At 62.5% G+C, this 21,243-nt stretch carries 22 protein-coding genes and 1 tRNA gene; 9 read left to right on the top strand and 14 right to left on the bottom strand.

Features of this window, described 5'->3' with window-relative positions; all coding sequences use genetic code 11:
* Nucleotides 1-67 precede the first annotated feature (67 nt).
* Genes CUV01_RS10030 through tsaD form a run of 4 tightly spaced genes read right to left on the bottom strand, consistent with a single transcriptional unit; the run spans nt 68 to nt 2,761 of the window.
* Nucleotides 68-484 carry an EVE domain-containing protein gene (locus tag CUV01_RS10030; protein WP_101460349.1) on the bottom strand — a complete coding sequence of 139 codons (417 nt, stop codon included), beginning with the start codon at nt 482-484 and terminating at the stop codon, nt 68-70.
* Nucleotides 484-756, bottom strand: a complete 273-nt coding sequence (locus tag CUV01_RS10025) for a YciI family protein (protein WP_101460348.1) — start codon at nt 754-756, stop codon at nt 484-486. Before CUV01_RS10025 ends, CUV01_RS10030 begins: the two co-directional genes overlap by 1 nt.
* A complete protein-coding gene (locus CUV01_RS10020; RefSeq protein WP_101460347.1) occupies nt 756-1,697 on the bottom strand; it encodes an NAD(P)H-dependent glycerol-3-phosphate dehydrogenase in 942 nt (313 codons plus the stop codon). Before CUV01_RS10020 ends, CUV01_RS10025 begins: the two co-directional genes overlap by 1 nt.
* The gene (gene tsaD / locus CUV01_RS10015) at nt 1,694-2,761 is read right to left on the bottom strand and encodes a tRNA (adenosine(37)-N6)-threonylcarbamoyltransferase complex transferase subunit TsaD (RefSeq protein ID WP_101460346.1); all 1,068 of its coding nucleotides are present in this window, start codon (nt 2,759-2,761) and stop codon (nt 1,694-1,696) included. Before tsaD ends, CUV01_RS10020 begins: the two co-directional genes overlap by 4 nt.
* A gap of 65 nt (nt 2,762-2,826) precedes the next feature.
* Between tsaD and CUV01_RS10010 the strand changes: the two genes are divergently transcribed.
* The 6 genes from CUV01_RS10010 to CUV01_RS09985 all read left to right on the top strand — a co-directional run bounded on the left by CUV01_RS10010 (nt 2,827) and on the right by CUV01_RS09985 (nt 9,050).
* On the top strand, nt 2,827-3,495 hold the full coding sequence (locus tag CUV01_RS10010) for a uroporphyrinogen-III synthase (protein ID WP_101460345.1): 669 nt from the start codon (nt 2,827-2,829) through the stop codon (nt 3,493-3,495).
* 103 nt (nt 3,496-3,598) lie between these two features.
* Entirely contained in the window at nt 3,599-5,113 is a 1,515-nt protein-coding gene (locus tag CUV01_RS10005) for a hypothetical protein (RefSeq protein WP_101460344.1), read from the top strand.
* Between the two features lie 10 nt (nt 5,114-5,123).
* The gene (locus CUV01_RS10000; RefSeq protein WP_101460343.1) at nt 5,124-6,959 is read left to right on the top strand and encodes a heme biosynthesis protein HemY; all 1,836 of its coding nucleotides are present in this window, start codon (nt 5,124-5,126) and stop codon (nt 6,957-6,959) included.
* Between the two features lie 82 nt (nt 6,960-7,041).
* Nucleotides 7,042-7,117 (top strand) — tRNA-Thr (locus CUV01_RS09995).
* Nucleotides 7,118-7,360: 243 nt separating this feature from the next.
* A complete protein-coding gene (locus CUV01_RS20445; protein ID WP_101460342.1) occupies nt 7,361-7,642 on the top strand; it encodes an SH3 domain-containing protein in 282 nt (93 codons plus the stop codon).
* Nucleotides 7,643-8,111: 469 nt separating this feature from the next.
* A complete protein-coding gene (locus tag CUV01_RS09985; protein ID WP_101460341.1) occupies nt 8,112-9,050 on the top strand; it encodes an NAD-dependent epimerase/dehydratase family protein in 939 nt (312 codons plus the stop codon).
* A gap of 50 nt (nt 9,051-9,100) precedes the next feature.
* Here the strand turns inward: CUV01_RS09985 and CUV01_RS09980 are convergent, their stop codons facing one another.
* From CUV01_RS09980 to CUV01_RS09970, 3 genes are read right to left on the bottom strand one after another with little or no spacing between them, the layout of a single operon-like run.
* Nucleotides 9,101-10,018, bottom strand: coding sequence for an acetoacetate decarboxylase family protein (locus tag CUV01_RS09980; protein WP_101460340.1), 918 nt, complete (start codon nt 10,016-10,018; stop codon nt 9,101-9,103).
* 21 nt (nt 10,019-10,039) lie between these two features.
* Nucleotides 10,040-10,729 (bottom strand): type 1 glutamine amidotransferase domain-containing protein, encoded by a 690-nt coding sequence (locus CUV01_RS09975; RefSeq protein ID WP_101460339.1) that lies wholly within the window; start codon nt 10,727-10,729, stop codon nt 10,040-10,042.
* Between the two features lie 11 nt (nt 10,730-10,740).
* Entirely contained in the window at nt 10,741-12,018 is a 1,278-nt protein-coding gene (locus CUV01_RS09970) for an NADH:flavin oxidoreductase/NADH oxidase family protein (protein ID WP_101460338.1), read from the bottom strand.
* A gap of 73 nt (nt 12,019-12,091) precedes the next feature.
* Between CUV01_RS09970 and CUV01_RS09965 the strand changes: the two genes are divergently transcribed.
* The 3 genes from CUV01_RS09965 to msrA all read left to right on the top strand — a co-directional run bounded on the left by CUV01_RS09965 (nt 12,092) and on the right by msrA (nt 13,519).
* Nucleotides 12,092-12,466, top strand: coding sequence for a MerR family transcriptional regulator (locus CUV01_RS09965; RefSeq protein ID WP_101460337.1), 375 nt, complete (start codon nt 12,092-12,094; stop codon nt 12,464-12,466).
* 105 nt (nt 12,467-12,571) lie between these two features.
* Nucleotides 12,572-13,012 (top strand): peptide-methionine (R)-S-oxide reductase MsrB, encoded by a 441-nt coding sequence (gene msrB, locus CUV01_RS09960; protein ID WP_101460336.1) that lies wholly within the window; start codon nt 12,572-12,574, stop codon nt 13,010-13,012.
* A 3-nt stretch (nt 13,013-13,015) separates the two neighbouring features.
* Nucleotides 13,016-13,519: a peptide-methionine (S)-S-oxide reductase MsrA gene (gene msrA / locus CUV01_RS09955; protein ID WP_101460335.1), complete on the top strand. Its 504-nt coding sequence runs from the start codon at nt 13,016-13,018 to the stop codon at nt 13,517-13,519.
* A 58-nt stretch (nt 13,520-13,577) separates the two neighbouring features.
* Here the strand turns inward: msrA and CUV01_RS09950 are convergent, their stop codons facing one another.
* The 7 genes from CUV01_RS09950 to CUV01_RS09920 are packed head-to-tail and all read right to left on the bottom strand — an operon-like array spanning nt 13,578 to nt 21,102.
* A complete protein-coding gene (locus CUV01_RS09950; protein ID WP_101462007.1) occupies nt 13,578-14,630 on the bottom strand; it encodes a TRAP transporter substrate-binding protein in 1,053 nt (350 codons plus the stop codon).
* 30 nt (nt 14,631-14,660) lie between these two features.
* The gene (locus CUV01_RS09945; RefSeq protein WP_101460334.1) at nt 14,661-15,956 is read right to left on the bottom strand and encodes a TRAP transporter large permease; all 1,296 of its coding nucleotides are present in this window, start codon (nt 15,954-15,956) and stop codon (nt 14,661-14,663) included.
* A complete protein-coding gene (locus CUV01_RS09940) occupies nt 15,946-16,476 on the bottom strand; it encodes a TRAP transporter small permease subunit (RefSeq protein ID WP_101460333.1) in 531 nt (176 codons plus the stop codon). Before CUV01_RS09940 ends, CUV01_RS09945 begins: the two co-directional genes overlap by 11 nt.
* Complete coding sequence (locus tag CUV01_RS09935; protein ID WP_101460332.1) at nt 16,473-17,501, bottom strand: phosphotransferase family protein; 1,029 nt, start codon at nt 17,499-17,501, stop codon at nt 16,473-16,475. Before CUV01_RS09935 ends, CUV01_RS09940 begins: the two co-directional genes overlap by 4 nt.
* Nucleotides 17,491-19,068: an AMP-binding protein gene (locus tag CUV01_RS09930; RefSeq protein WP_101460331.1), complete on the bottom strand. Its 1,578-nt coding sequence runs from the start codon at nt 19,066-19,068 to the stop codon at nt 17,491-17,493. Before CUV01_RS09930 ends, CUV01_RS09935 begins: the two co-directional genes overlap by 11 nt.
* Nucleotides 19,069-19,107: 39 nt before the next feature.
* The gene (locus CUV01_RS09925) at nt 19,108-20,316 is read right to left on the bottom strand and encodes an acyl-CoA dehydrogenase family protein (protein ID WP_101460330.1); all 1,209 of its coding nucleotides are present in this window, start codon (nt 20,314-20,316) and stop codon (nt 19,108-19,110) included.
* 12 nt (nt 20,317-20,328) lie between these two features.
* Complete coding sequence (locus CUV01_RS09920; protein WP_101462006.1) at nt 20,329-21,102, bottom strand: SDR family NAD(P)-dependent oxidoreductase; 774 nt, start codon at nt 21,100-21,102, stop codon at nt 20,329-20,331.
* Between the last annotated feature and the right edge of the window lie 141 nt (nt 21,103-21,243).

Below are 21,243 nucleotides of genomic sequence, written 5' to 3'. Positions count from 1 at the left end.
TGCGGCCGCCCGGTAAAATCCAGCGGCGCGACGGCTGATACCGACGCGCCGCTTGGAAAGGGCGGGATCAGGCCATCCCGGCCAGCTCCATCACCACAGCCCATTCCGCCTCGGTCACAGGCTGCACGGACAGCCGGCTGTTATTGACCAGTATCATATCCTTGAGGCGCGGTTCGTCCTTGGCCTCGTCCAGCGTGACCGGCCGTTTGACCGGCTCGATCGCCCTCACGTCGACGCATTCCCACCGCGCATCATCGGTGGTGCTGTCGGGATGGGCCTCGGCTGCGACCTCGACGATGCCGACGATCTCTTTGCCCTTGTTGGAATGATAGAACAGGCCGCGATCGCCCAGCTTCATCTCGCGCATGTTGTTGCGCGCCTGATAGTTCCGCACGCCGTCCCATTCCTCGCCCTTGTCGCCCTTGGCAACAAGATCATCCCAGCCAAAGACGTCTGGTTCGGATTTGAACAGCCAATAACGCATCAGCCAATCACCTTCTTCCATTCGATAATATCGACGCTGGCAAACAAACCTGCTGCCTTGTAGGGGTCCATATCCGCCCAACGCTGCGCATTTTCCAGATCATCTGCCTCCAGCACGATCAGCGATCCGCGCATCTCGCCCTCTTCGATCAGCGGACCGGCAAGGCGGACGATGCCCTCTTGGCGCAGAAAGCCCAGATGCGCGTCACGGGCATCGATGCGGGCTTGCAGCATGCCGGGCTTGTCACGGCAGATAATCGCAAAAAGGGGCATTATTCTTTCCTCAGCGGACGGTTCAAAAGTTGGTCCATCAGCTTTTCCACGGAAACCTGCGTGCTGACAAGGGCCGCGACGGCCTGAACGATGGGCATGTCGATGCCGCGCTTTTCGGCGATTGCGCCAACCGCCTGCGCCGTGGCCGCGCCCTCGACGGTTGTGCTGCGGTCGAAATCCTCGCGAGCGCCACGGCTGTGGCCAAAGCGATAGTTGCGCGACTGGTCGGACGTACAGGTCAAGGTCAGATCGCCCAGCCCCGACAGTCCGGTCAACGTCTGCGCCTCGGCCCCCAGATCGGTGGCCAGCCGGGTCATCTCGGCGAAGCCCCGCGTGATGATCGCGGCGCGCGCGCTGTCACCCTGGCCCGATCCGATGGCGGCGCCTGCGGCAATGGCGATAACGTTTTTCAGTGCGCCGCCCAGTTCGGCGCCCGTCACATCGCTGCTGAGATAAAGCCGCAAGACCGGCGTTGACAGGCAGTGCTGTAGCGCCTCGCCGCGTTCGGGATCGGTGCAGGCAAGCGTCAGCGCGGTGGGCAGCCCGCGCGCGATATCGGCGGCAAAGGATGGGCCGGTCAGCACAGCGGCGGTGGCGGCGGGGCATGCCCTGGCGATCAATTGAGAGGGGCCAGTCAGCGTGGTCAGGTCAATGCCCTTGGCGGCGCTGACCAGCGCCTTGCCGTCCAACAGCGCCGCATTCTCGGCCAGAAAGCCGCCCAGAACCTGCGCGGGCAGCGCCAGCACCAGCGTTTCGGCACGCGCGGCCTGCGCCAGATCAGTGGTTGGGGTAACTTGCGGCGGCAGGGTCACGCCGGGCAGTCGCGGGTTATTCCTGATCCGCGCCGCATCACGCCCCCACAGCGTGACAGGTCCGTTTGCGGCCAGCGACACGGCCAATGCGGTCCCGAACGCGCCCGCACCAATGACCGCGATGCTCATGCCTTTGCCCCCTTCTTGCCTGCGCCCAGCATGGGCGCTGCGCTTTGATCCAGTGGCCAGCGTGGCCGCGCGATCAGCGAAAGATCGTCCTGCTGACCCGCCCGAAACCGCTGAATGCCGGCCCATGCGATCATGGCGGCATTGTCGGTACACAGCGCCAGCGGAGGTGCCACAAAGCGCACACCAGCCTGCTGCGCAACCGTTTCCAGCGCATCGCGGATCGTTCGGTTTGCCGCAACGCCGCCCGCCACCGCCAGAACCGGGGCGGGATGCGCAGCCAGCACGCGGGCGGCCTTGCCGGCCAGCAGGTCACTGACCGCGGCCTGAAAACCGGCGCACAGATCAGCGCGATCACGTTCGTAGAGACCGCCCTGCGCCGCCACCAGCGCATCCCTTTGCCGCAGGGCAGCCGTCTTGAGGCCCGAGAACGACATATCGAAACCCGGCCGGTCCAGCAGCGGACGCGGCAGATCGAACCGGGCCGCATCGCCCTGGGCGGCCTCTGCCTCGACCGAAGGGCCGCCAGGTTGCGGCAGGCCCAGCAATCGGGCCAGCTTGTCGAAAGCCTCGCCCGGCGCATCGTCTATGGTGCCGCCCAACCGGGTAAAGTAATCAGACCCTTCGACACGCAGAAACTGGCAATGCCCGCCCGACACAAGCAGCATCACATAGGGAAAGCCGATCCCGTCAGTCAGCTGCGGCGTCAGCGCGTGGCCCGCAAGGTGATTGACCCCGACCAATGGCAGCCCGGTCCCGGCGGCAATGCCCTTGGCCAGCATCACCCCCGCCATCACGCCACCAATCAGTCCCGGCCCGGCGGTCACGGCCACCCCGTCCAATCGGGCCAGTGTCAGCCCCGCCTTTGTCAGCGCCTCTTCAACGCAAAGATCCAGTTTTTCGGCATGGGCACGCGCAGCGATCTCGGGAACGACGCCGCCGAAATCGGCGTGCAGGTTGCCTTGACCGGCAACCACCGACGACAGGATCTGTCGCCCAGCCGTGACCACCGCGGCGGCGGTGTCGTCGCAGCTGCTTTCGATGCCGAGAAAAACCAGATCGTCCATTGCTGTTGCCGTAACGCAGTCAGGAGGTTAGGCCTGTGGGTATCACCGCGACCGGAAGAATGCCAATGCCAAGCGCCGCACCGCGCGCCACCGTGCTGCTGACCCGTCCCGAGGCGGATTCGCAACGCTTTGCGGCGATGCTGCCCGACGTGCCGGTGCTGATCTCTCCGATCCTGCGAATCATCCCGGTGCCACACGATCCCACGCGTCTGGATCAGGCCGCAGGTTTCGTCTTTACCTCGTCTCATGCAGTTGCGGCGGCGGGGCCGGGTCGAGGGCGAACGGCACTGGCGGTCGGCCCGCGGACCGCCGCTGCGGCGCGCGATGCAGGCTTTGATGTGACCGAAGGGCCCGGCGATGCGCAGGGGCTGCTGCCCCTGATCGCGGCAAGTCCGGTGCCACTCATCTATCCACGTGGCCGCCATATCGCACAGATGCTGACGGTCGAGGATGTCGTGGTTTACGACCAGGAGGCCGCGCCTCTGACAGACAAAGCCCTGCAATTGCTGGCGGGTAGCACGCCGGTGATCCTGCCGCTGTTCTCGGCCCGCTCGGCCCGCCTGCTGTCGGACGCGATGCCTGCCCGGCCCAAAGCGCCCTTGCGGCTGGCCGCGATCAGCAAATCGGCGCTGGAGGGTTGGGGCCGCGAGGCGGCAGCGGTAGAACTGGCCCGGCGCCCGGATGCAGACGGTATGAAAGAGACAGTTACGCGCCTGCTTTTATGGGAACAATGATATTGCCTAGCGGGTTGAGCCTGAGACGCCGCCTGTCTAAGATCGACCCTCAAGGGTCGCCAGCATCGAAGCGACAGCGCCGAACTTCTGACGGGGATAACACGTGAAAAAGCCGGAAAATAAAACCAGCACACCGACCAGTTCAAAACCCGGCGGGACGGGCAAGAAGCCGGCGGCGAAATCGTCGACCGTCAAAAGCACGCCTGTCGACGCAGGTTCCACTGCCAAGGCAGCGGCCACGGGCGGAAATGTGAAACCCGCCGACTCGTCTATCCTGGGCGACAGCAAGGCACCGCAAGCGGCTGCTGCGAAAAAGACCGCGCAAGCCAAGGATGCCGAGACAGCACCGACGAAGCTGTCCTCGCCGCAGACCGATCGGATTGCATCGGCTGACAAGGATCAGAAAACCGAGCCCGCCAAGCAAGACAAGCCAGGCAGTACGCCGGACAAGGCGGGCAGCACGAGCGCCTCAACCACGCCCGCCGCAGCCAAACCGGCCTCTGCGACGACACCCGCCGCAAAAACGCATGCTTCAGAGAAACCGGCCTCGGGCGGACAAGCTGCACCCAGGCGATCGGGCTTCTGGCCGCTTGCCTTGGGCGGTGCGGTTGCGGCTGGTCTGGGCGCTGGCGCTGCAATCCTGTTCATGCCGCAAGAGCCGGCAGTGGACAGCGCAGCCTTGAAGCAGGAAATTCTGAGCGAGGTCCAATCAGGCAACGCGGCCCTGCGCGATGAGACGGTCGCGGCCGCGCGAACGGAAATGGCCGCCGATATCGAGGCCCTGTCTGAGCAGGCTGGTGAGGCCGGGGCCGATGCGGCCCGCCAGATCATCGCCGAAATGCCGGCCGGGGCCGATACAACGCCCGAGGTACAGGCCGCGCTGGAGGCCCAGAGCCAGCAGATCGCCGCCCTGACGGAACAGCTTTCAGCCGTGCAGGCCGGTGCCGCGCCAGTCGCCGCATCCGAAGGCGACGGCGCCGCCACGCAGCAGGCCGAACAGGCTCAGCAGACTCAACAAGAACTGACAGCACTTCGCGATGAGATCCAGCAGGCCGCAGCGGACGCGAAGGCGCAGCTTGATGCCGTAAAGGCCGAGGCCGAGCAAATGCAGCAGGCCGCTGCAAGTTCGACGCAACGGGCCGAGGCCGTCGCGGCGGTCGCCGCGCTGCAATCGGCGCTGGACAACGGCACCTCGACCGAAGCGGCGGCGCAGCAATTGCAGGACGCCGGCGTCACCCCGCCCGAAGCCGTCACCCAGGACGTCCCGACGCTTGCGGCCTTGCAGGACAGCTTTGACCCTGCCGCCCGCTCCGCCTTGCGGACAGCCTTGCGCGATGATGCCTCTGGTGCCGATAGCGGAACCCTGATCGGGAACTTTCTGCGCGCCCAGACGGGCGCACGGTCCGTTGAGCCACGAGAAGGGGGCGATCCGGACGCCGTGCTCTCGCGTGCCGATGCAGCTGTGCAGTCGGGTGATATCAACGCCGCGCTAGGCGAAGTGCAGGCCCTGCCCGACGTCGCGCGCCAAACGTCCGAAATGGCTGAGTGGATCACCGGCGCGCAGGGATTTCTTGACGCCCGCGCCGCGCTAGATGAACTCTCCGGCCAGTCAAATTAAGGGGGGCACGATGCTTCTGTCACTGCTGAAAATCCTGTTCTTCTTTGCCGTCGTGCTTGCCGTAGCCCTGGGGGCGATGCAACTGTCCGAGACGGGCGAGGCCCTGCGACTAGAGTTCAACGGCACCCAGTATGTGCTGGGACCCATGCAGGTCATCATCGGTCTGCTGGTACTGGCCGCGCTGTCCTGGATCGCGCTGAAACTGCTGGGCCTGCTGCTGGCCTTTATCCGGTTTCTTGCGGGCGACGAAACGGCCATCAACCGCTATTTCGCCCGCTCACGCGAGCGGCGCGGATACGAGGCCCTTGGCGAAGGCATGCTTGCGGTCGCAGCTGGCGAGGGCAAGCTGGCGCAGGAAAAGGCCGGCAAGGCGGCCAAGTATCTGGACAAGCCCCATGTCACCAACCTGCTGGCCGCGCAGGCCGCCGAGGTCGCGGGTGACCGCTCCACCGCCGATACCGTCTATCGCAAACTTCTCGAGGACGAGCGCACCCGCTTTGTCGGTGTGCGCGGGTTGATGCGCCAGCAGCTTGAGGCCGGAAACACGACCACCGCGCTGCAATTGGCCGAAAAAGCCTATGCGTTAAAGCCGCGCCACAAGGAAGTGCAGGACACCCTGCTGCAGTTGCAAACCCAGCAAAACGACTGGAAGGGCGCCCGCGGCGTGCTCAAGGACAAGCGCAAGCAGGGCGAACTGCCCAAGGATGTGCATATCCGCCGCGACGCCGTTCTGGCCCTGCAAGAGGCCAGCGAAGTTCTGGCGCAGGGCAATTCGATCAGCGCCCGTGAGGCTGCGATTTCCGCGAACCGCGCCTCGCCCGACCTGATCCCCGCTGCCGTGCTGGCCGCGCGCAGTTACATGGCCAAGGACGACTCGCGCCACGCCAGCCGCGTGCTCGAGAAAACCTGGTCGGTCCGCCCACATCCCGACATCGCGGCGGCCTATGCCGAGATCGCCCCGGACGAAACCTCGGCGGCTCGTCTGCGTCGTTTCGACACCCTGATCCGCAAGAAACCGGATGATCCGGAAAGCCAACTGCTCAAGGCAGAACTGTTGCTATCCGCCGAGGATTTCCCCGGCGCCCGCCGCGCGCTTGGCAATCTGGCCGAGACCCAGCCCACCGTGCGCAGCCTGTCGATCATGGCCGCGATCGAGCGTGGCGAAGGCTCTGATGACGCTGTTGTCCGGGGCTGGTTGGCGCGGGCATTGACGGCCTCTCGCGGGCCGCAATGGGTCTGCGACAAATGCCAGAACGTGATGGTCGATTGGGCGCCGGTCTGCGATAAATGCAGCGGCTTCGATACGCTCAGTTGGCGCACACCGGACGAAAAGCTGACGGCCAGCAGCATGCGATCCGGGGCCGAAATGCTGCCCCTCTTGATTGCCTCTGACAGCGCGAACAAGCGTCCTACGGTTGACGACGCTGGATCGGCGGGTGAAACGACGGCAGTGGAAATCACCGAGCCGGCAACAGCTTCAGCCGGAAATTCGAATGGCAAGGCCGCGCCCAAGGCGGACAAGCCAGGCAAGGTGGAAGTGGCCGCCGTAGCCCCGGGAATGGTGCCGCGCGAGGGCGACTTCATCGAGGTTGATCCATCCTCAACCGACACCTCGCCCGAGCCTGCCACCCCCCCGGCCAATGGCAAGACCACCTCTTCGGCTGCAACCACCGAAGATCCGAATTTCATTTTGAAACCGGACACCAAGCCCGACCCCAAGCCGGAGCCCAAACCCAAGCCGGAACCAAAATCCGCCGAAATGAAAGACGTCGAACCGACCCCCGTTCGCCCCGATGTCGAGCCGCCCGAGGACGACGATCCCAAGGCGGGACGTAAAAAAACATGAACAATGGGGGCGCGGCCGAAAATCGACCGCGCCCCCTTTTCCAGCCGACAGGAACCTGCTATCCGACGCGTCACAACCAGATGCCGGTGTAGCTCAGCTGGTAGAGCACATCATTCGTAATGATGGGGTCGGGGGTTCGAGTCCCTTCACCGGCACCACCCCAAAATGTTGTTGTTGTCCTTGGACCATAACAGTGCCGATTTGGAGCAATTAGCTGCAGATCACCTGTCAACATGGCCAATCTGGCACAGTTGCGTGTTGCTGGGGACATGATTTGTAGCTCATGGCCCTCGTGGGAGCGTCGATTTCGTTCGGATAGGTCTGACGACGCGGATGATGTAGATAGCCCTTTTTTACCCGGCGCGATGGTGTCCTATTGATGGCGAAACGAATAAGGATAGATCAGGCGAGCTCACGTTTCTGCCCTTCTCGCGCTTACGATTGCCACCGGATGCGCGGCAGGTTCTGGTGCAGTCGTCAAAGGTGCCGGGTCAGATGATCTCCTGAAGCTACGCGGAGGCCCGGGCCTCGACCAGGAGATCATCATCGGCCTGCCAGACGGAGCGCGCCTAACCCGCCAGAATTGCGTGACGAACAACGGTAAGGTCTGGTGCTGGGTCTTCCTTACTGAAAAGCCCAGTGTCTCGGGCTACGTTTCGGCGGACTATCTGGCGCATCGCTGACGGCATCGGCCCATTGCGGACGGTCGAGCCTCGCGATGCCGTACAGCGGCATTGCCCGAAGCGGTCGTTCGACTTCCCATGCGGCATTTTTCCCGTGTCGGGCAGCAGCAAGGCGGGACAATGCGCCACTTCACTGCGGCTGCGCCAAAATCAGCTGCCACGAAACGCATTCGTGAGTAAGCCTCGGCGCTGAAATTACGCTCGCGCTGCTTTCGTTGCTTTTCTTGCCGCGTTAGGCTCAGGACTCGTTCTTGTTTCATAGCCAGAAGAGGACAGTTACGGCGAGAGCGATTGCCGAAAAGAAGGTTTACGGGCATCGGTCGTAGCGGGTCTGTTGCCGCGATATTGCCGGTTGCTGGATTTTACCTGCTGAGGCAGTCTGGAAAATTTGATCGCCCCAACAGATCGCGGCCTGCGTAGGCCGCGACAAGATCAGCGCGAGCGACCCAGTTCGACAGTAAGGCAGAAAATGCAAACTATTCTTGGTGCTTCGGGACAAATCGGGAAAGAACTGGCCCGGACTTTGAACAGCGACTTTGACACCGAAATCCGGCTTGTCAGTCGAAACCCGAAAAAGGTGAATGACACCGATCATCTTCAGTCCGCCAACCTGCTTGACCCGGCAGAAACGCGACAGGCGGTCCAAGAATCCGAGATTGTCTATCTGACCGCTGGCTTGCCGCTGGACACCGAGATGTGGGTGACGCAGTGGCCGATCATAATGAAAAATGTGATCGACGCATGCGAGGCTGAAAACGCCAAGCTCGTGTTCTTCGACAACACCTATATGTACCCTCAGACCGCCGCGCCCCAGACCGAGGATACTCCGTTTCAACCGAACGGCCCCAAAGGCCGCGTCCGGGCAGAGATCGCGGACGCTCTGCTGGATGCCATAACGCGCAATCGCGTAACAGGGATGATCTGCCGGGCCCCGGAATTCTATGGCCCGGGAAAAACCCAAAGCATTACAAACTCATCCGTCATCGACCCTTTGGCGGCGGGCAAGGCGGCACGGGTTTTCCTGAGCGACGACACGCTGCGCAGCCTGATTTTTACGCCGGATGCAAGCCGGTCGATGGTATTGCTGGGCAATACCCCCGACGCCTTTGATCAGACCTGGCACCTGCCCGGCGACGATAATCGCCTGACGTATCGCGAGTTCATCGAACTTGCTGCCGACATTTTCGGCAGCAAGCCCAGCTATCGCATCCTGAAGCGCTGGCAACTTCGACTGGCAGGACTGTTCAGCAGCACTGTTCGGGATGCTGCTGAACTTCTGCCTCGCTACGGGGTGGATAATATCTTTGTTTCTGACAAGTTCAAATCGCGGTTTCCTGCATTCGAGGCAACCCCATTCCGGAAGGGGCTTTCGGTCATTCGGGATGAAAAGGCTGCTGATCACAGATAGGTCAGGGCCGGACCGATGCGGGCCAACATTTCGGCCCCCTTTGTTGACCTTTACCACCCGGCGGCAGTCGTTTCCGCCAATGGAACAGGCATGTTCAGCACGATCTGCGTATCCTTAATAACATCGAAACGCATCAGCCTGTCAGCACCCAACCCGTTCAGCATCTGCGTCAGCGGGCCGCCATGGCGTTCAAGATTGACATTTTTCGGCAGGGTTTCATGGCCCAGATTCAGCTTGTTCGAAAAGGTCGTGCTTTGCCGCCACACTCCATCGACGCGGTTGATGAGTACGGATGTGCCGATATGCGACTGCGACGGCACCTGCTGCATATGCAGCAGCGGCGCTTGCAGTGTCAGGTCGGGGGTGCCGTCGGCATTGGAAATTGACGCCTGCACATCCTTGTCGATCTGCAACTTGATCGGGGTCAGCCATTTCGGCAGGTTATAGCCATAGACCCCGCGCACCCGCGCAATGTCGGTATCGACCGGCAGGGCCAGAACATGCGCGTGATAGCGGTCGCTGGCCATGGCCTGCTGCAGCTCTAGCAGGTGAGAGCCGCGCGCGCCGGGGCAGCGGATAACCACGGCAATCGACACCTCGCCATAGGGATCGTTGTCGCAAAGCGCATAGTCAAAGAACGTCAGCGCGACCAGGCCTTTGCCGGGCAGCGGGCTGAGTGCCTGCAAAGGCTCGGGCAGAAACCGCCGGATTTGTGACAGTGGCGCCAGATACAGCAATTGAACCGTGCTGGCGCGGTAATAGAAATTCGGTGCCCAGATCGGGCCGACGCGGCTTTCGACCTGCACCTTGGGAAAGCGACGGAAAAAGTCGATATCGCCGGCCAGCGGGTCCTTGGCGACCTCGTCCAGATCGGGGTTCGAACGGAAGCGGTCGTAAAATCCGTTCGTGATCACCTTGACGTGATGGCCGCCAAATTCGACGTCGGTATACTGGTTATCGCTGTCCATATCCTGTCCTTTCGATGGAAATCAGTCTTTCAGCAGTTTCACGACCGCCCTGGCCGTCGCCTTGGCCGAGCCCGGATTCTGGCCTGTGACCAGCCGGCCATCGGTGACGGTGTAAGAAACAAAGGGCAGCAGCGCCTTGCTGTAATCGGCACCGCGATCCTTCATCTGTTGTTCGGCGTTATAGGGCATTTCTTTCGCGACACCGGCCAGCACCTCTTCGCGCCAGGAAAAACCGGTCAGGCGCCGGTTCTTGACCAAAAGTTCGCCATCGGAAAGCCGCGTGTTCAGCAGGCCGCAATAGCCGTGGCATACCGCGCCGACGATCCTTCCGCTTTCCCAGATCCAGCGGGTGATGCGCTGCAACCCCTCGCTGTCGGGGAAATCCCACATCGCCGCATGGCCACCGGTGAAATAGATGACGTCAAACGCATCCGGGTCGATCTGACTGGGGCTTGCGGTATTATCCAGCAGGGCCATCTTCGCCGGGTCGTTCAGCCACGCCTTGGCACTGGCATCAAGCAGTGGCCATTTCAGCGCGCGCCGTTCCAGCAGCGATTTTCCGCCTTTGGGGCTGACAAGGGTCTGCTCCCACCCCTGCGCCGCGAATGCGTCCCAGGCATGGGTTAGTTCCGACAGCCACAAGCCAGTCGGGTGATCGTGGTCGTCGAAATGGGCGACATTGCTGACGACATTCAGAATGCGTTTGGTCATGGATCGGTCGTTCAGGCCTGGCCGCGTTTGCGCAGCCAGTTTCGGTATCCGGTGTTCAACCGGCGGGTCCTCAGCTGATCGCGGACCATTACCCACGGCGCCCATGCGCTGAAGGTGGGTTTCTTGCCCCGCCCCATCCGCTGCAATTGCAGCTTGGTTAGCGCCATGGTCGCCACACTGGCAAGGCTGCTTTTCCATTCGACCCGCGGCACGTCGATCACATCCTCGGTTCGCTTCCAGCGGTTCGGCAGATCGGGCGCATAGGCAAGCGCCTGCGCGATACCGACCATCGCCACGCCTGCGCGGCCATCTTCGGGCGACAGCGCATCTTCGGCGGTGGCACGGCTGCGGATACCGCCCGTCACCATGATCGGCATATCGGCGACCGCCACGATGTCTCGAGCGAAATCGAGGAAATAGGCTTCACGTTTGCGGGTGCTGGCACGCTTGGCCTGCTGCTGCGGGCGACCATGCATGGCCGGGCTTTCATAGCTGCCGCCTGAAATCTCGACCAGATCCACGGCCTCATGGTTCAGCAGACGCACAACTGCCGCCGCATCTTTGGCATCGAAGCCGCCCTTCTGGAAATCGGCCGAGTTCAACTTGACCCCCACACCGAAGCCGGCGCCGACACGCGCCCGCACCGCGCGGACGATCTCGATCACGATCCGGGCGCGGTTTTCCAAACTGCCACCCCATTGATCCGTCCGCCGGTTGGTCAGCGGCGACAGGAACTGGCTGAGCAAATAGCCATGCGCCGCGTGGATCTCGACACCATCGAACCCCGCCTTTTCCGCCAGCGCGGCGGTCGTCGCGAATTGGTCGATGACGCGGTCGATGTCATGTTCGGTCATGGCGCGGGGCTTGGTGAACAGGTCGGAATACCCGCCCATCTCGACCGGCAACGCCGACGGGGCGATGGCTTCGGGATTGGTCTTTGCATAGACCTGACGGCCCGGATGATTGATCTGCATCCACAGCCGGGCGCCCCGCGCGCGCCCCGCCTCGGCCCATGCGCGAAACGGGGCCAGCGGCTGCTGCGCATCCAGCACCACACCGCCCGGTCCGGTCACGGCGTCTGCGGCGACCATGACATTGCCCGTCAGGATCATGCCCGCGCCGCCATCGCCCCATTGCCGGTAAAGACCCAGCAGCGCGGGCCCCGGCAGGTGGTTGGCGTCGGCCATATTCTCCTCCATCGAGGCTTTGGCGATGCGGTTGGGGATGGTCTGGCCGTTCGGCAGCGTCAGGGGCTGGAACAGCAGCGGTTGGGTCGATGTATCGAACATGTCTGCGATCCTTGTCTTTGGTTCGCAGCCTATATAGGGTTTGAACCTAGGTTTAAGGTCAAGGGCTCGGATCATGAAAATCGGCGAGATCGCAAAAGCCGCCGGTGTCAGCACGTCACGCATCCGGTTCTATGAACGTCAGGGGATCATTCCGCCCGCGGATCGTGGGGCCAACGGCTATCGCGACTATCCCAAAACGCTGATCACCCTGTTGCAATTCATCGAACAGGCGCAGGGGTTGGGCTTTACCCTGCGCGAAATCGGCGATGTCGAGATGCAAGGCGGCGATCACATCGTGTCCTGCACTGATGCGCTGGCGCTGCTGGCCCGCAAGCGCGAGACGGTAATCGCCCTGATCGCTGAGGCCCAGAACCGCAAACGCCGGATCGAGGCGCTGATGGCCGAACTGGAAGCCAACCGAAAGGCGCAGGCCGTCGTGGCGCAATAGGGCCGTTCGCTTCCGTGGCGTCACAGGAGGATCGCCGCGCAGGGGCTCTGGAATCCAGGCCGGGGCTGCCTACATGCCTGACCATGAAAATATGGGGAACCACAGATGAGTTACACGAAGTCTGACGACGCCGTTTCCCGCCTGACGCCGGAACAGTTCCGGGTGACCCAGCAAAACGGGACCGAGCGGCCCTTTACCGGCGAGTATGACGGTCATTTCGAGCCGGGCCTTTATGTCGATATCGTCTCGGGCGAGCCGCTGTTCGCCAGCAGCGCCAAGTTCAATTCGGGCTGCGGCTGGCCGTCGTTCTCGAAGCCCATCGTCGATGCGCATGTGAACGAGCTGCGCGATGACAGCCACGGGATGGTGCGGACCGAGGTGCGTTCCGCCCATGGCGACAGCCATCTGGGCCATGTCTTCCCCGACGGCCCACGCGATCAGGGCGGGCTGCGTTACTGCATCAACTCGGCCAGCCTGCGCTTTGTGCCGAAAGATCAGATGCAGACCGAAGGCTATGGCGATTATCTTGATCAGGTGGAGGGTTAAGCAATGAGCGAACGAGCCGTTCTGGCCGGTGGCTGTTTCTGGGGAATGCAGGATCTGATCCGGCGCTTGCCGGGTGTTCAGGTAACCCGCGTAGGCTATACCGGCGGCGATGTGGCCAATGCGACCTATCGCAACCATGGAACCCATGCCGAAGGGATCGAGATCATCTTTGACCCCGACCGCATCACCTATCGCGAGGTCCTGGAATTTTTCTTCCAGATCCACGATCCGACAACAAAGGACCGTCAGGGCAATGACCGGGGCGAAAGCTATCGCTCGGCCATCTACTATGTGGACGAGGCTCAGCATCAGACGGCACTGGACACGATTGCCGATGTCGATGCATCCGGCCTGTGGCCAGGAAAGGTCGTGACCGAGGTCGAGCCCGTCGGCGATTTCTGGGAGGCAGAGCCCGAGCATCAGGACTATCTGGAACGCATCCCCAACGGCTATACCTGCCACTTCCCGCGCCCGAATTGGGTTCTGCCCAAACGCGCGGCAGAATAACGCAAAAGAAACCGGGCCCCAATAGGTGCCCGGATCATCTCGCGATGGCGCGGATGGGTCAGACCAAACCGCGCAGTTTTTGGAAATCGTGCAGCATCGGACCCAGCTTGCCGCAATACTCCGGGTCCTTGGCGGAATATTCGTCCACGACCTCCAGCGAATAGCGGCGCAGATTTTCCAGCGCCTCGTCGTCAAGCTGGGTCAGTTCGCCGCCCATCTCATCAACGAATTGCTGTGAATAGGTCATGTCGCGATACAGGAAATGCGCGCTGGCATCGGCTGACGTCGCGCGGACGATTTCGTTGAAGATCACCTGAAGCTCGGGGCTGATCTTGCTCCATGTGTCCAGCCCGACGATCACCTCGCCGTTCAGATGGCCCACCAGATCGGGGCGGACGATGTATTTGTTCACCTCTTGCAGGTTCATCCCCCACCCAGTCGAGGTCGAGCCCCAATGCGCGCCATCGACAACCCCGGTTTGCAGGCCCTGATACAACTCCGCACCGGGGATGGACACGGGCGTCGCGCCCATCTTGACGAAGACATCGGCCGCAGGCCCGGTCGAACGCACCTTCCAGCCTTCGAAATCGGCGGTGGTGCGCAGGGGACGGTTCGAATAAAGCGCAAGTCCCGCATAGGAAACCGGCCCGGCCTGATAGACCCCCTGCGCGGCATAAGCCTCGCGGATGATGTCCAGCGCGCCCACTTCATACATGAAAGCGGCCATTTCCTCGTGCTTGTCCCACATCCCGATAAAGCCATTCAGATGGGCGGCGGCGGGGATGCGGCCGATCCAGTAGGCCGGATAGATGAAGGCGCTTTCCAGCAAACCGCGACGTACGGCATCCAATGCCTCGCCCGTGCGGACAAGCCCGTCGTTTTGAACCGGCTCGACCGTCAATTCGCCGCCGGTCGCCTCGGTTATGCGATTGCAGAACTTGACGAAAACATCCTCGTAATACCAGTTGCCGGTCGGCCAGTGGGTCTGCATCCGCCAAGTGGTCGTGCCCTGCGCGATGGCGGGCGGCGCGGCCAGTGCTGTTGCGGCGGCTGCGGCGGCGGTTCCGGTCAGGAAATGGCGGCGCGATGGCCTTGTGTGTTTATCGGTCATTCTTGATCTCCTCTCTGTTGATTGGGGGCGTCACGCGCCGGTTGTGGCCGTGATCAGTTGCGGAAAGGCAAACAGCAGCGCGCCGACAGCCAGCATCAGCAGCAGGAAGGGCAGCACTGCCCCATAGATCTGGGTGATCGGCGTCTTGGGGCTGAGCATTTTCAGATAGAACAGGTTGTAGCCGAAAGGCGGCGAGACATAGCCGATGCATAGGTTCAGCTGGAACAGGATGCAGAACCAGATCGGGTCAAAGCCAAGCTGCACGACGATCGGAAAAAAGATCGGCAGCACCAAGAGAATGATCCCCACCGGGTCCAGGAACATGCCCAGGATCAGCGTGATCAACTGCATCAGCAGGATGGTGATCCAGGGCGATGAGCTGATGCTGCTTAACACCTGCTGCATGAAGGCAGTGCCGCCGCCGCTGCCATAGATGGCGGTAAAGGCGGTTGCGCCGAAGACGATCCAGATCACCATGCCGGTGACGGATGCCGTAGTGAAGCTGACCTCTTTGATATAGGTCCAGTTCAACTCTCCGCGCAGCGCGACCGACAAGGTCACGGCGGCGGCACCGATGGCCGCCGCCTCGGTCGGGGTTGCGATGCCCTGAAAGATCGAGACCAGCACTGACAGGATGATCAGCACCGGCAGGATCACCGATTTCAGCGAGGCCAGACGTTCGCGCATGGGCGGCGTCTCACCGATGGTGGGCGCGAGATCCGGGTTCATGCGGCTGCGCAGCCAGACATGGATCATGAAGGCTGCCAGCACGATCATCCCTGCGATCATACCGCCCAGAAACAGCCGGCCGATGGATTGGCCCGTCTGCATCCCGATCAGGATCAGCGTGATCGAGGGCGGGATCAGGATACCAAGCGTACCCGACGCGCCGATCGTGCCCAGAACGAACCCGCGATCATAACCGCGCTGATCCATCGCCGGAATGCCGACCATGCCCGTGGTGATGGTCGAGGCGGCACAACTGCCCGTCATCGCCGACAGGGTTGCCGCAAAGCCCGATGTGCCCAACAGCAGCCCGCCCGGCATCCGCCCTGACCACAGGTAGAAGGCGTGATACAGGTCACTGGCGATGCGCGATTTGGCCAGGGCGACGCCGATAAAGGTGAAGAGCGGGATCGCCGAAAGCAGGATCGACCACATGCCGCTGAACGCCGCCGAAACGATGGAATACATCCCGTTCGGACCATAGATCAGATAGCCGAATATGACCGCCGTTCCGCCCATCGCGAACGACAGTGACACGCCGCAGATGATGGAGATCAAAAGCATGCCGAACATACCATAGGTCAGGATCTCAGGTGTCATGGCGCGCGGCCTCCTGTTCGGCATCTTTGGGAGAGATCAGGTAGAGGATGGACTTGACCGCCTCGTTCACGCCCTGAAGGGTGATCAGCAGGCTGCCAATGAACAGCGCCAGTTTCGGCGGCCACATCGCATGACGCAGCGCGCTGTCATCGACCTCGGCCCATTTCCAGGCATCAAGGAAAAAGCGCCAGCCTTCGATGGTCAGGACGGCGCCCCACAGGATCAGAAAGGCATAGTTGATCAGATCCAGTGCGGAATTGCGGCGCGAGGGTTCCGGCGTCAGCAGGATGTCGACGCGGACATGATCGCGTTGCACCAGCGTGTAGGCACCGATGAGGATGAAGTAAGAGCCGAAGATGCGCTGCGTATAGCCATGCGCCCAGATGGTGGGGGCATCAAAGACATAGCGCGCGACAACCTCGAAACACAGGACCGCGATGCCGATCCAGATCAGGAAGCTGACGCCTTGCCCAATGGCGATGTTCAGCCGGTCGATGGCACGGATCAAACGGCGGATCATCTTGCACCCCCGTGTGCGGACTGGTCGATGATATCCAGCGCGCGCTGTGCGAATTTGCCCGCCAGCGGCGCAAGATCTGCGGCCTCGCTGGATGCGGCATTGCCGCTGCGGGCGCGGTCGGCGATGCCGACGAAGATCGCGGCAAAGCGGAACAGGGCAAAGGCGCGGTGGAAGGTGGTCAGCGGAATATCGTTGATGGCGCAGGCCTGATATTCGGCGGCGAATTCCTCCAGCGTGGGGATGCCGGCTTCGGCCCAATCGGTGCCCAGAATGCCGCCATATTCATCGGGCGCGCTGGCCCATGGCATCACACAGAACCCCAGATCGGCCAGCGGATGGCCAAGGGTAGACAACTCCCAATCCAGCACACCGACAACGCGCGGTTCGGTCGGGTGGAACATCATGTTGCCGATACGAAAATCGCCATGGCTGATCGCCACCGCACCATCGTCGGGCGGGCAATTGTCGGCAACCCATTCGGTCAGCGTGTCCAGCGCGGGGATGCGCGTCCCGGTCGATTCCCGGCACTGGCGCGACCAGCGCGCGATCTGGCGTTCAAAGTAATTTCCGGGCTTGCCGTAATCGCCAAGGCCAATCTGATCAGGTCGCACCGCATGCAGTCGCGCCAGCGTGCGGGCCGTGTCCAGATACATCTCGCGCCGGTCAGCCGGGCTGACGCCTTCCAACGAGCAATCCGAAAAGACGCGGCCATCCAGCCAGTCCATGACATAAAAGGGGCGGCCCAACACGGTTTCGTCCTCTTCCAGCCAGCGCACATTGGGCACCGGCACATCGGTCGGACCAAGCGCGTTCATGACGCGGTATTCACGCTCGATCGCATGGGCACCGGGCAGCAAGGGGCCGGGCGGCTTGATGCGCAGGACAAAACGGTCGCCGCCGAAGATCACCTGATAGGTCGGGTTCGACTGCCCGCCCGAGATTTGAGAGACCTCCAGCCCGGACTTCCCCGACAGCTTTTCGGTCAGCCATGCTTCCAGCGCAGCAAGATCAAGATCACTGCTCATCGGTCATCTCCTTCGCCTTTTGGCGCAATGCGAATTTCTGGACCTTGCCGGTCGCGGTCTTGGGCAAGGGACCAAGGATGAATTTGCGGGGGCGTTTGAACCCGGCCAGCTGCGCGCGGCAAAACTGTTCCAGCGCCTGCGGATCGGTGTCGCAGCCGGATTTGACCTCGATAAAGGCCCAGGCCGTTTCGCCCCATTTGGGATCGGGGGCGGCGACCACGGCGGCCAGCAGGATATCGGGATGCTGGTGCAGCACGGCCTCGACTTCGAGGCTGGAGAAATTCTCGCCGCCCGAGATGATGATATCCTTGGCGCGGTCCTGAATCTGGATCTCGCCATCTGGGTGCAGAACGGCCAGATCGCCGGTGCGGAACACGCCGCTGCCCAGTGCCTCGGCCGTGGCCTCGGGGTCGCGGTAATAGCCGGCCATCAGGGTATTGCCGCACAGCGCGATCTCGCCCACGGTTTCGCCGTCGGCAGGCACGTTGACGCCCGCATCGTCCAGAACGAACACGCCGCCCGTGGTCTGATGCCGCAATCCCTGGCGGGCCAGACGTTTCGCGCGCTGCTGCAGATCGGTGCCCGATTCAAAGACCGGATCGTTCAGTGTCACCGGGCCATAGCTTTCGGTCAGGCCGTAAAGATGGACGATCTCGAAACCCAGCTCTTCCATCCGGGCGATCAGCGCGGGTGTTGGAGCCGCACCGCCGGTGCCGACCTTGACGCGCTGCCCCGCCGGATCGGTCATATGTTCCAGCAGCATATACAGAACGACCGGCGCACAGCACATATGGGTGATGCTGTGAACGGTAATCAGATCGACCATCGTCTGCGGGACGATCGCGTCCAGACAGACATGCGTCCCGCCCGCCGCCGTGACCGCCCATGTATGCGTCCAGCCGTTGCAGTGAAACATCGGCAGCGTCCAAAGATACCGGGTCCGGTCGTCGAACCCAAGCGCCACGACATTGCCAAGCGCGTTCAGATAGGCCCCACGATGGGTATAGACGACACCCTTTGGCTTGCCGGTGGTGCCCGAGGTATAATTCAGCGAAATGGCGGCGGTTTCCGTTGCGGGGGCATCGTCCAGATCGGCCTCGGCCAGACCGCCCGCGAACAGGTCCAGCCCGTCGCCTGCACCGGGCGCGGAACACAGCGCCACGGTCGGCGTCGCAGTGTTGTCCACAGCCGCCTGCGTGGAGGCATCGCCGATCAGCAGCCGGCTTTGCGCGTGATCAAGGATATACGCGATCTCATCGGCGTTCAGCCGGGTGTTTACGGTGTTCAGCACGGCGCCGATGCCCGGCACGGCGAAATGCGCGGCCAGCAGTTCGGGACGGTTGCCAAGGACCTGCGAAACGACATCGCCCCTACTGATGCCCTGCGATTTCAACCAATGGGCCATACGGCGCACCAGCGTGCCGAATTCCGTGTAGGTCAGGGTCAGGTCGCGCCAGATGACGGCGGGCTGGTCGGCATGAACCTGCAATGCGCGGCGCAGGAAATTCAGTGGTGTCAGTTGTTGATAATTCGTGGCACAGGGTGCCAGATAGGGTTCTTCGAACATCGATCCTCCTCCCTGATACGATGTGTCGGTGGGATGGTGTCAGTCGGTTGCGACCGGCCATTTCCAGAAGCTGTCGGGCGCGGCGGACAACAAGCGGTTCAGGACCATCTGGTGCACCTCGTCGGCGCCATCGACCAGCCTTGCCTGCCGGGCATAGCGATAGATCCATTCCAGCACCGTATCGGTGGAATAGCCGCGCGCGCCGTTGATCTGGATGGCGGTGTCTGCTGCCTTGTGCAGCAGGTTGGCGACGTGAATTTTCGCCATTGAGACCTCTTTGCGGGCGAAATCGCCCTGATCCAGCGTCCAAGCGGCCTTCATGACCAAAAGGCGGCCGATCTCGATCCCCATGGCCAGATCGCCCATCTTGATCTGGGTGCTTTCGCGGTCGGCCAAACGGATGCCGAAGCCCATGCGGTTATCGGCATAATCGCGCGCGATTTCGGTGCAGCGCTTGGCCAGACCCAGCCAGCGCATGCAATGGGTCAGCCGCGCCGGTCCAAGCCGCATCTGGGTCAGTTTCAGCCCCTCACCTTCGCCCAGAAGGATGCGGTCGGCGGTCAGTTCCATGCCGTCATAGACGATCTCGCAATGGCCGCCATGTTCCTCGGGGCCCATGATGGGAATGCGGCGTTCGATCCGCCAGCCGGGTTCATCGCGGTGATGCAAAAAGGCCGTCAGCCCCTTCCTCGGATCGTCCGAGGTGCGGGCCATGACGATGAAATGGCTGGCATCCTCGGCCCCGGTGATGAACCATTTCCGGCCGTTCAGGGTATATGTATCGCCGCGCTTTTCAGCGGTGGTGCGCATCATGCCGGGGTCGGATCCGCCGCCAGGCGCGGGTTCAGTCATGGCAAAGGCCGAACTGACCTGACCCGAGACGATGGGCGCCAGCCAGCGGTCCTTCTGCGCCTCGGTCGCGGCTTTTTCCAGCACCATCATATTGCCGTCATCCGGCGCCGCCGAATTGAACACCACCGGCCCAAAGATCGAGCGGTTCATTTCCTCGTAACAGACGGCCATGCCGACCTTGTTAAGACCCTGACCGCCGGTGTCTTTGCCAAGTTGCAGACACCACAGGCCCTGATCGCGCGCCTTTTCGCGCAGCGCGGTCAGCGCGGGCCGGCCGATATTGTTGTGTTCGTCCCATTGGCTGCGATCCGCCTCGACCGGCAGGATATGGGCGTCGACGAAATCGGCGATGCGGGCGCGGTAATCCTCAACCTTTGGGGAAATGGTGAATTCCATGATCGGCCCTCCTTACAGCGATGAGACCAGGTGGCCGCCATCGACGGCGATATCGGCCCCGGTGATGAAACGGCCCTGATCGGACAGCAGAAGCAGAAGCGCCCCATCCAGATCCTGCGGCTGGCCAAGCCGGCGCTGCGGCACGCGGCGGATCAGCGCCTGCCCCGGATCGGTGGCGAAGAAATCGCGGTTCAGCTCGGTCTCGATATAACCGGGGCTCAGCGCGTTGACGCGGATGCCGTGCCGCGCCCATTCCAGCGCGAGCGCGCGGGTCAGTTGCAGCACCGCGCCTTTCGAGGCCGCATAGGCCGCCACATGACCCGACACCCGCGAGCCAAGGATCGACGCGATGTTGACGATGGAACCGGGGCGCCCATCGGCCTTCATCGCGGCCGCCGTCGCGCGGGCGACGTGGAAAACGCCCTTCACATTGGTGTCGATCACCTGATCCAGCGTGTCGGCATCCAGATCCAGCGCGGCACAGGAATGCGAGACGCCGGCATTGTTGACGACCAGATCAAAGACATGATCCTGCAAGGCGTCCCCGACCGTCTGCGCCGAACTGACATCCAGCGCCAGCGGCGTCGCCTGATAACCTTCGGCGCTGAGCCCGTCGCACAGCTTTTGAACCCGGTCGATCCGCCGCGCCGCCGCAACGACATGCGCACCCTGCGCCGCTAGAACCTGCGCGAAATGCGCCCCCAACCCCGAGGACGCGCCCGTCACAAGAACACGGCGACCCCGGATGCCGGGCCATGCCGTCTGGCTGTCAATCTGGTCGGTCATCGCGTTCAATCCCCTCCTATCGAGCGCTCGCTCTATGAAAATGCCCGAATCGATCGAGGATTGTCAAGCGAGCGCTCGCTCTATAAACATGCAAATGATGAAATGGGACGCGGCGTAAACTGAGCTTTGTCCGGTGGCTCC

Source organism: Paracoccus tegillarcae, from assembly GCF_002847305.1.
In the GTDB taxonomy this organism is placed as follows: domain Bacteria; phylum Pseudomonadota; class Alphaproteobacteria; order Rhodobacterales; family Rhodobacteraceae; genus Paracoccus; species Paracoccus tegillarcae.
This window is presented reverse-complemented; position numbering and strand designations above follow the sequence as displayed.

What these genes read in the sequence shown, in the direction of transcription:
- CUV01_RS10030 (WP_101460349.1), bottom strand. Translation starts at nt 484, where the DNA reads ATGCGTTATTGGCTGTTCAAATCCGAACCAGACGTCTTTGGCTGGGAT.
- CUV01_RS10025 (WP_101460348.1), bottom strand. Translation starts at nt 756, where the DNA reads ATGCCCCTTTTTGCGATTATCTGCCGTGACAAGCCCGGCATGCTGCAA.
- CUV01_RS10020 (WP_101460347.1), bottom strand. Translation starts at nt 1,697, where the DNA reads ATGAGCATCGCGGTCATTGGTGCGGGCGCGTTCGGGACCGCATTGGCC.
- tsaD (WP_101460346.1), bottom strand. Translation starts at nt 2,761, where the DNA reads ATGGACGATCTGGTTTTTCTCGGCATCGAAAGCAGCTGCGACGACACC.
- CUV01_RS10010 (WP_101460345.1), top strand. Translation starts at nt 2,827, where the DNA reads ATGCCAAGCGCCGCACCGCGCGCCACCGTGCTGCTGACCCGTCCCGAG.
- CUV01_RS10000 (WP_101460343.1), top strand. Translation starts at nt 5,124, where the DNA reads ATGCTTCTGTCACTGCTGAAAATCCTGTTCTTCTTTGCCGTCGTGCTT.
- CUV01_RS09985 (WP_101460341.1), top strand. Translation starts at nt 8,112, where the DNA reads ATGCAAACTATTCTTGGTGCTTCGGGACAAATCGGGAAAGAACTGGCC.
- CUV01_RS09980 (WP_101460340.1), bottom strand. Translation starts at nt 10,018, where the DNA reads ATGGACAGCGATAACCAGTATACCGACGTCGAATTTGGCGGCCATCAC.
- CUV01_RS09975 (WP_101460339.1), bottom strand. Translation starts at nt 10,729, where the DNA reads ATGACCAAACGCATTCTGAATGTCGTCAGCAATGTCGCCCATTTCGAC.
- CUV01_RS09970 (WP_101460338.1), bottom strand. Translation starts at nt 12,018, where the DNA reads ATGTTCGATACATCGACCCAACCGCTGCTGTTCCAGCCCCTGACGCTG.
- CUV01_RS09965 (WP_101460337.1), top strand. Translation starts at nt 12,092, where the DNA reads ATGAAAATCGGCGAGATCGCAAAAGCCGCCGGTGTCAGCACGTCACGC.
- msrB (WP_101460336.1), top strand. Translation starts at nt 12,572, where the DNA reads ATGAGTTACACGAAGTCTGACGACGCCGTTTCCCGCCTGACGCCGGAA.
- msrA (WP_101460335.1), top strand. Translation starts at nt 13,016, where the DNA reads ATGAGCGAACGAGCCGTTCTGGCCGGTGGCTGTTTCTGGGGAATGCAG.
- CUV01_RS09950 (WP_101462007.1), bottom strand. Translation starts at nt 14,630, where the DNA reads ATGACCGATAAACACACAAGGCCATCGCGCCGCCATTTCCTGACCGGA.
- CUV01_RS09945 (WP_101460334.1), bottom strand. Translation starts at nt 15,956, where the DNA reads ATGACACCTGAGATCCTGACCTATGGTATGTTCGGCATGCTTTTGATC.
- CUV01_RS09940 (WP_101460333.1), bottom strand. Translation starts at nt 16,476, where the DNA reads ATGATCCGCCGTTTGATCCGTGCCATCGACCGGCTGAACATCGCCATT.
- CUV01_RS09935 (WP_101460332.1), bottom strand. Translation starts at nt 17,501, where the DNA reads ATGAGCAGTGATCTTGATCTTGCTGCGCTGGAAGCATGGCTGACCGAA.
- CUV01_RS09930 (WP_101460331.1), bottom strand. Translation starts at nt 19,068, where the DNA reads ATGTTCGAAGAACCCTATCTGGCACCCTGTGCCACGAATTATCAACAA.
- CUV01_RS09925 (WP_101460330.1), bottom strand. Translation starts at nt 20,316, where the DNA reads ATGGAATTCACCATTTCCCCAAAGGTTGAGGATTACCGCGCCCGCATC.
- CUV01_RS09920 (WP_101462006.1), bottom strand. Translation starts at nt 21,102, where the DNA reads ATGACCGACCAGATTGACAGCCAGACGGCATGGCCCGGCATCCGGGGT.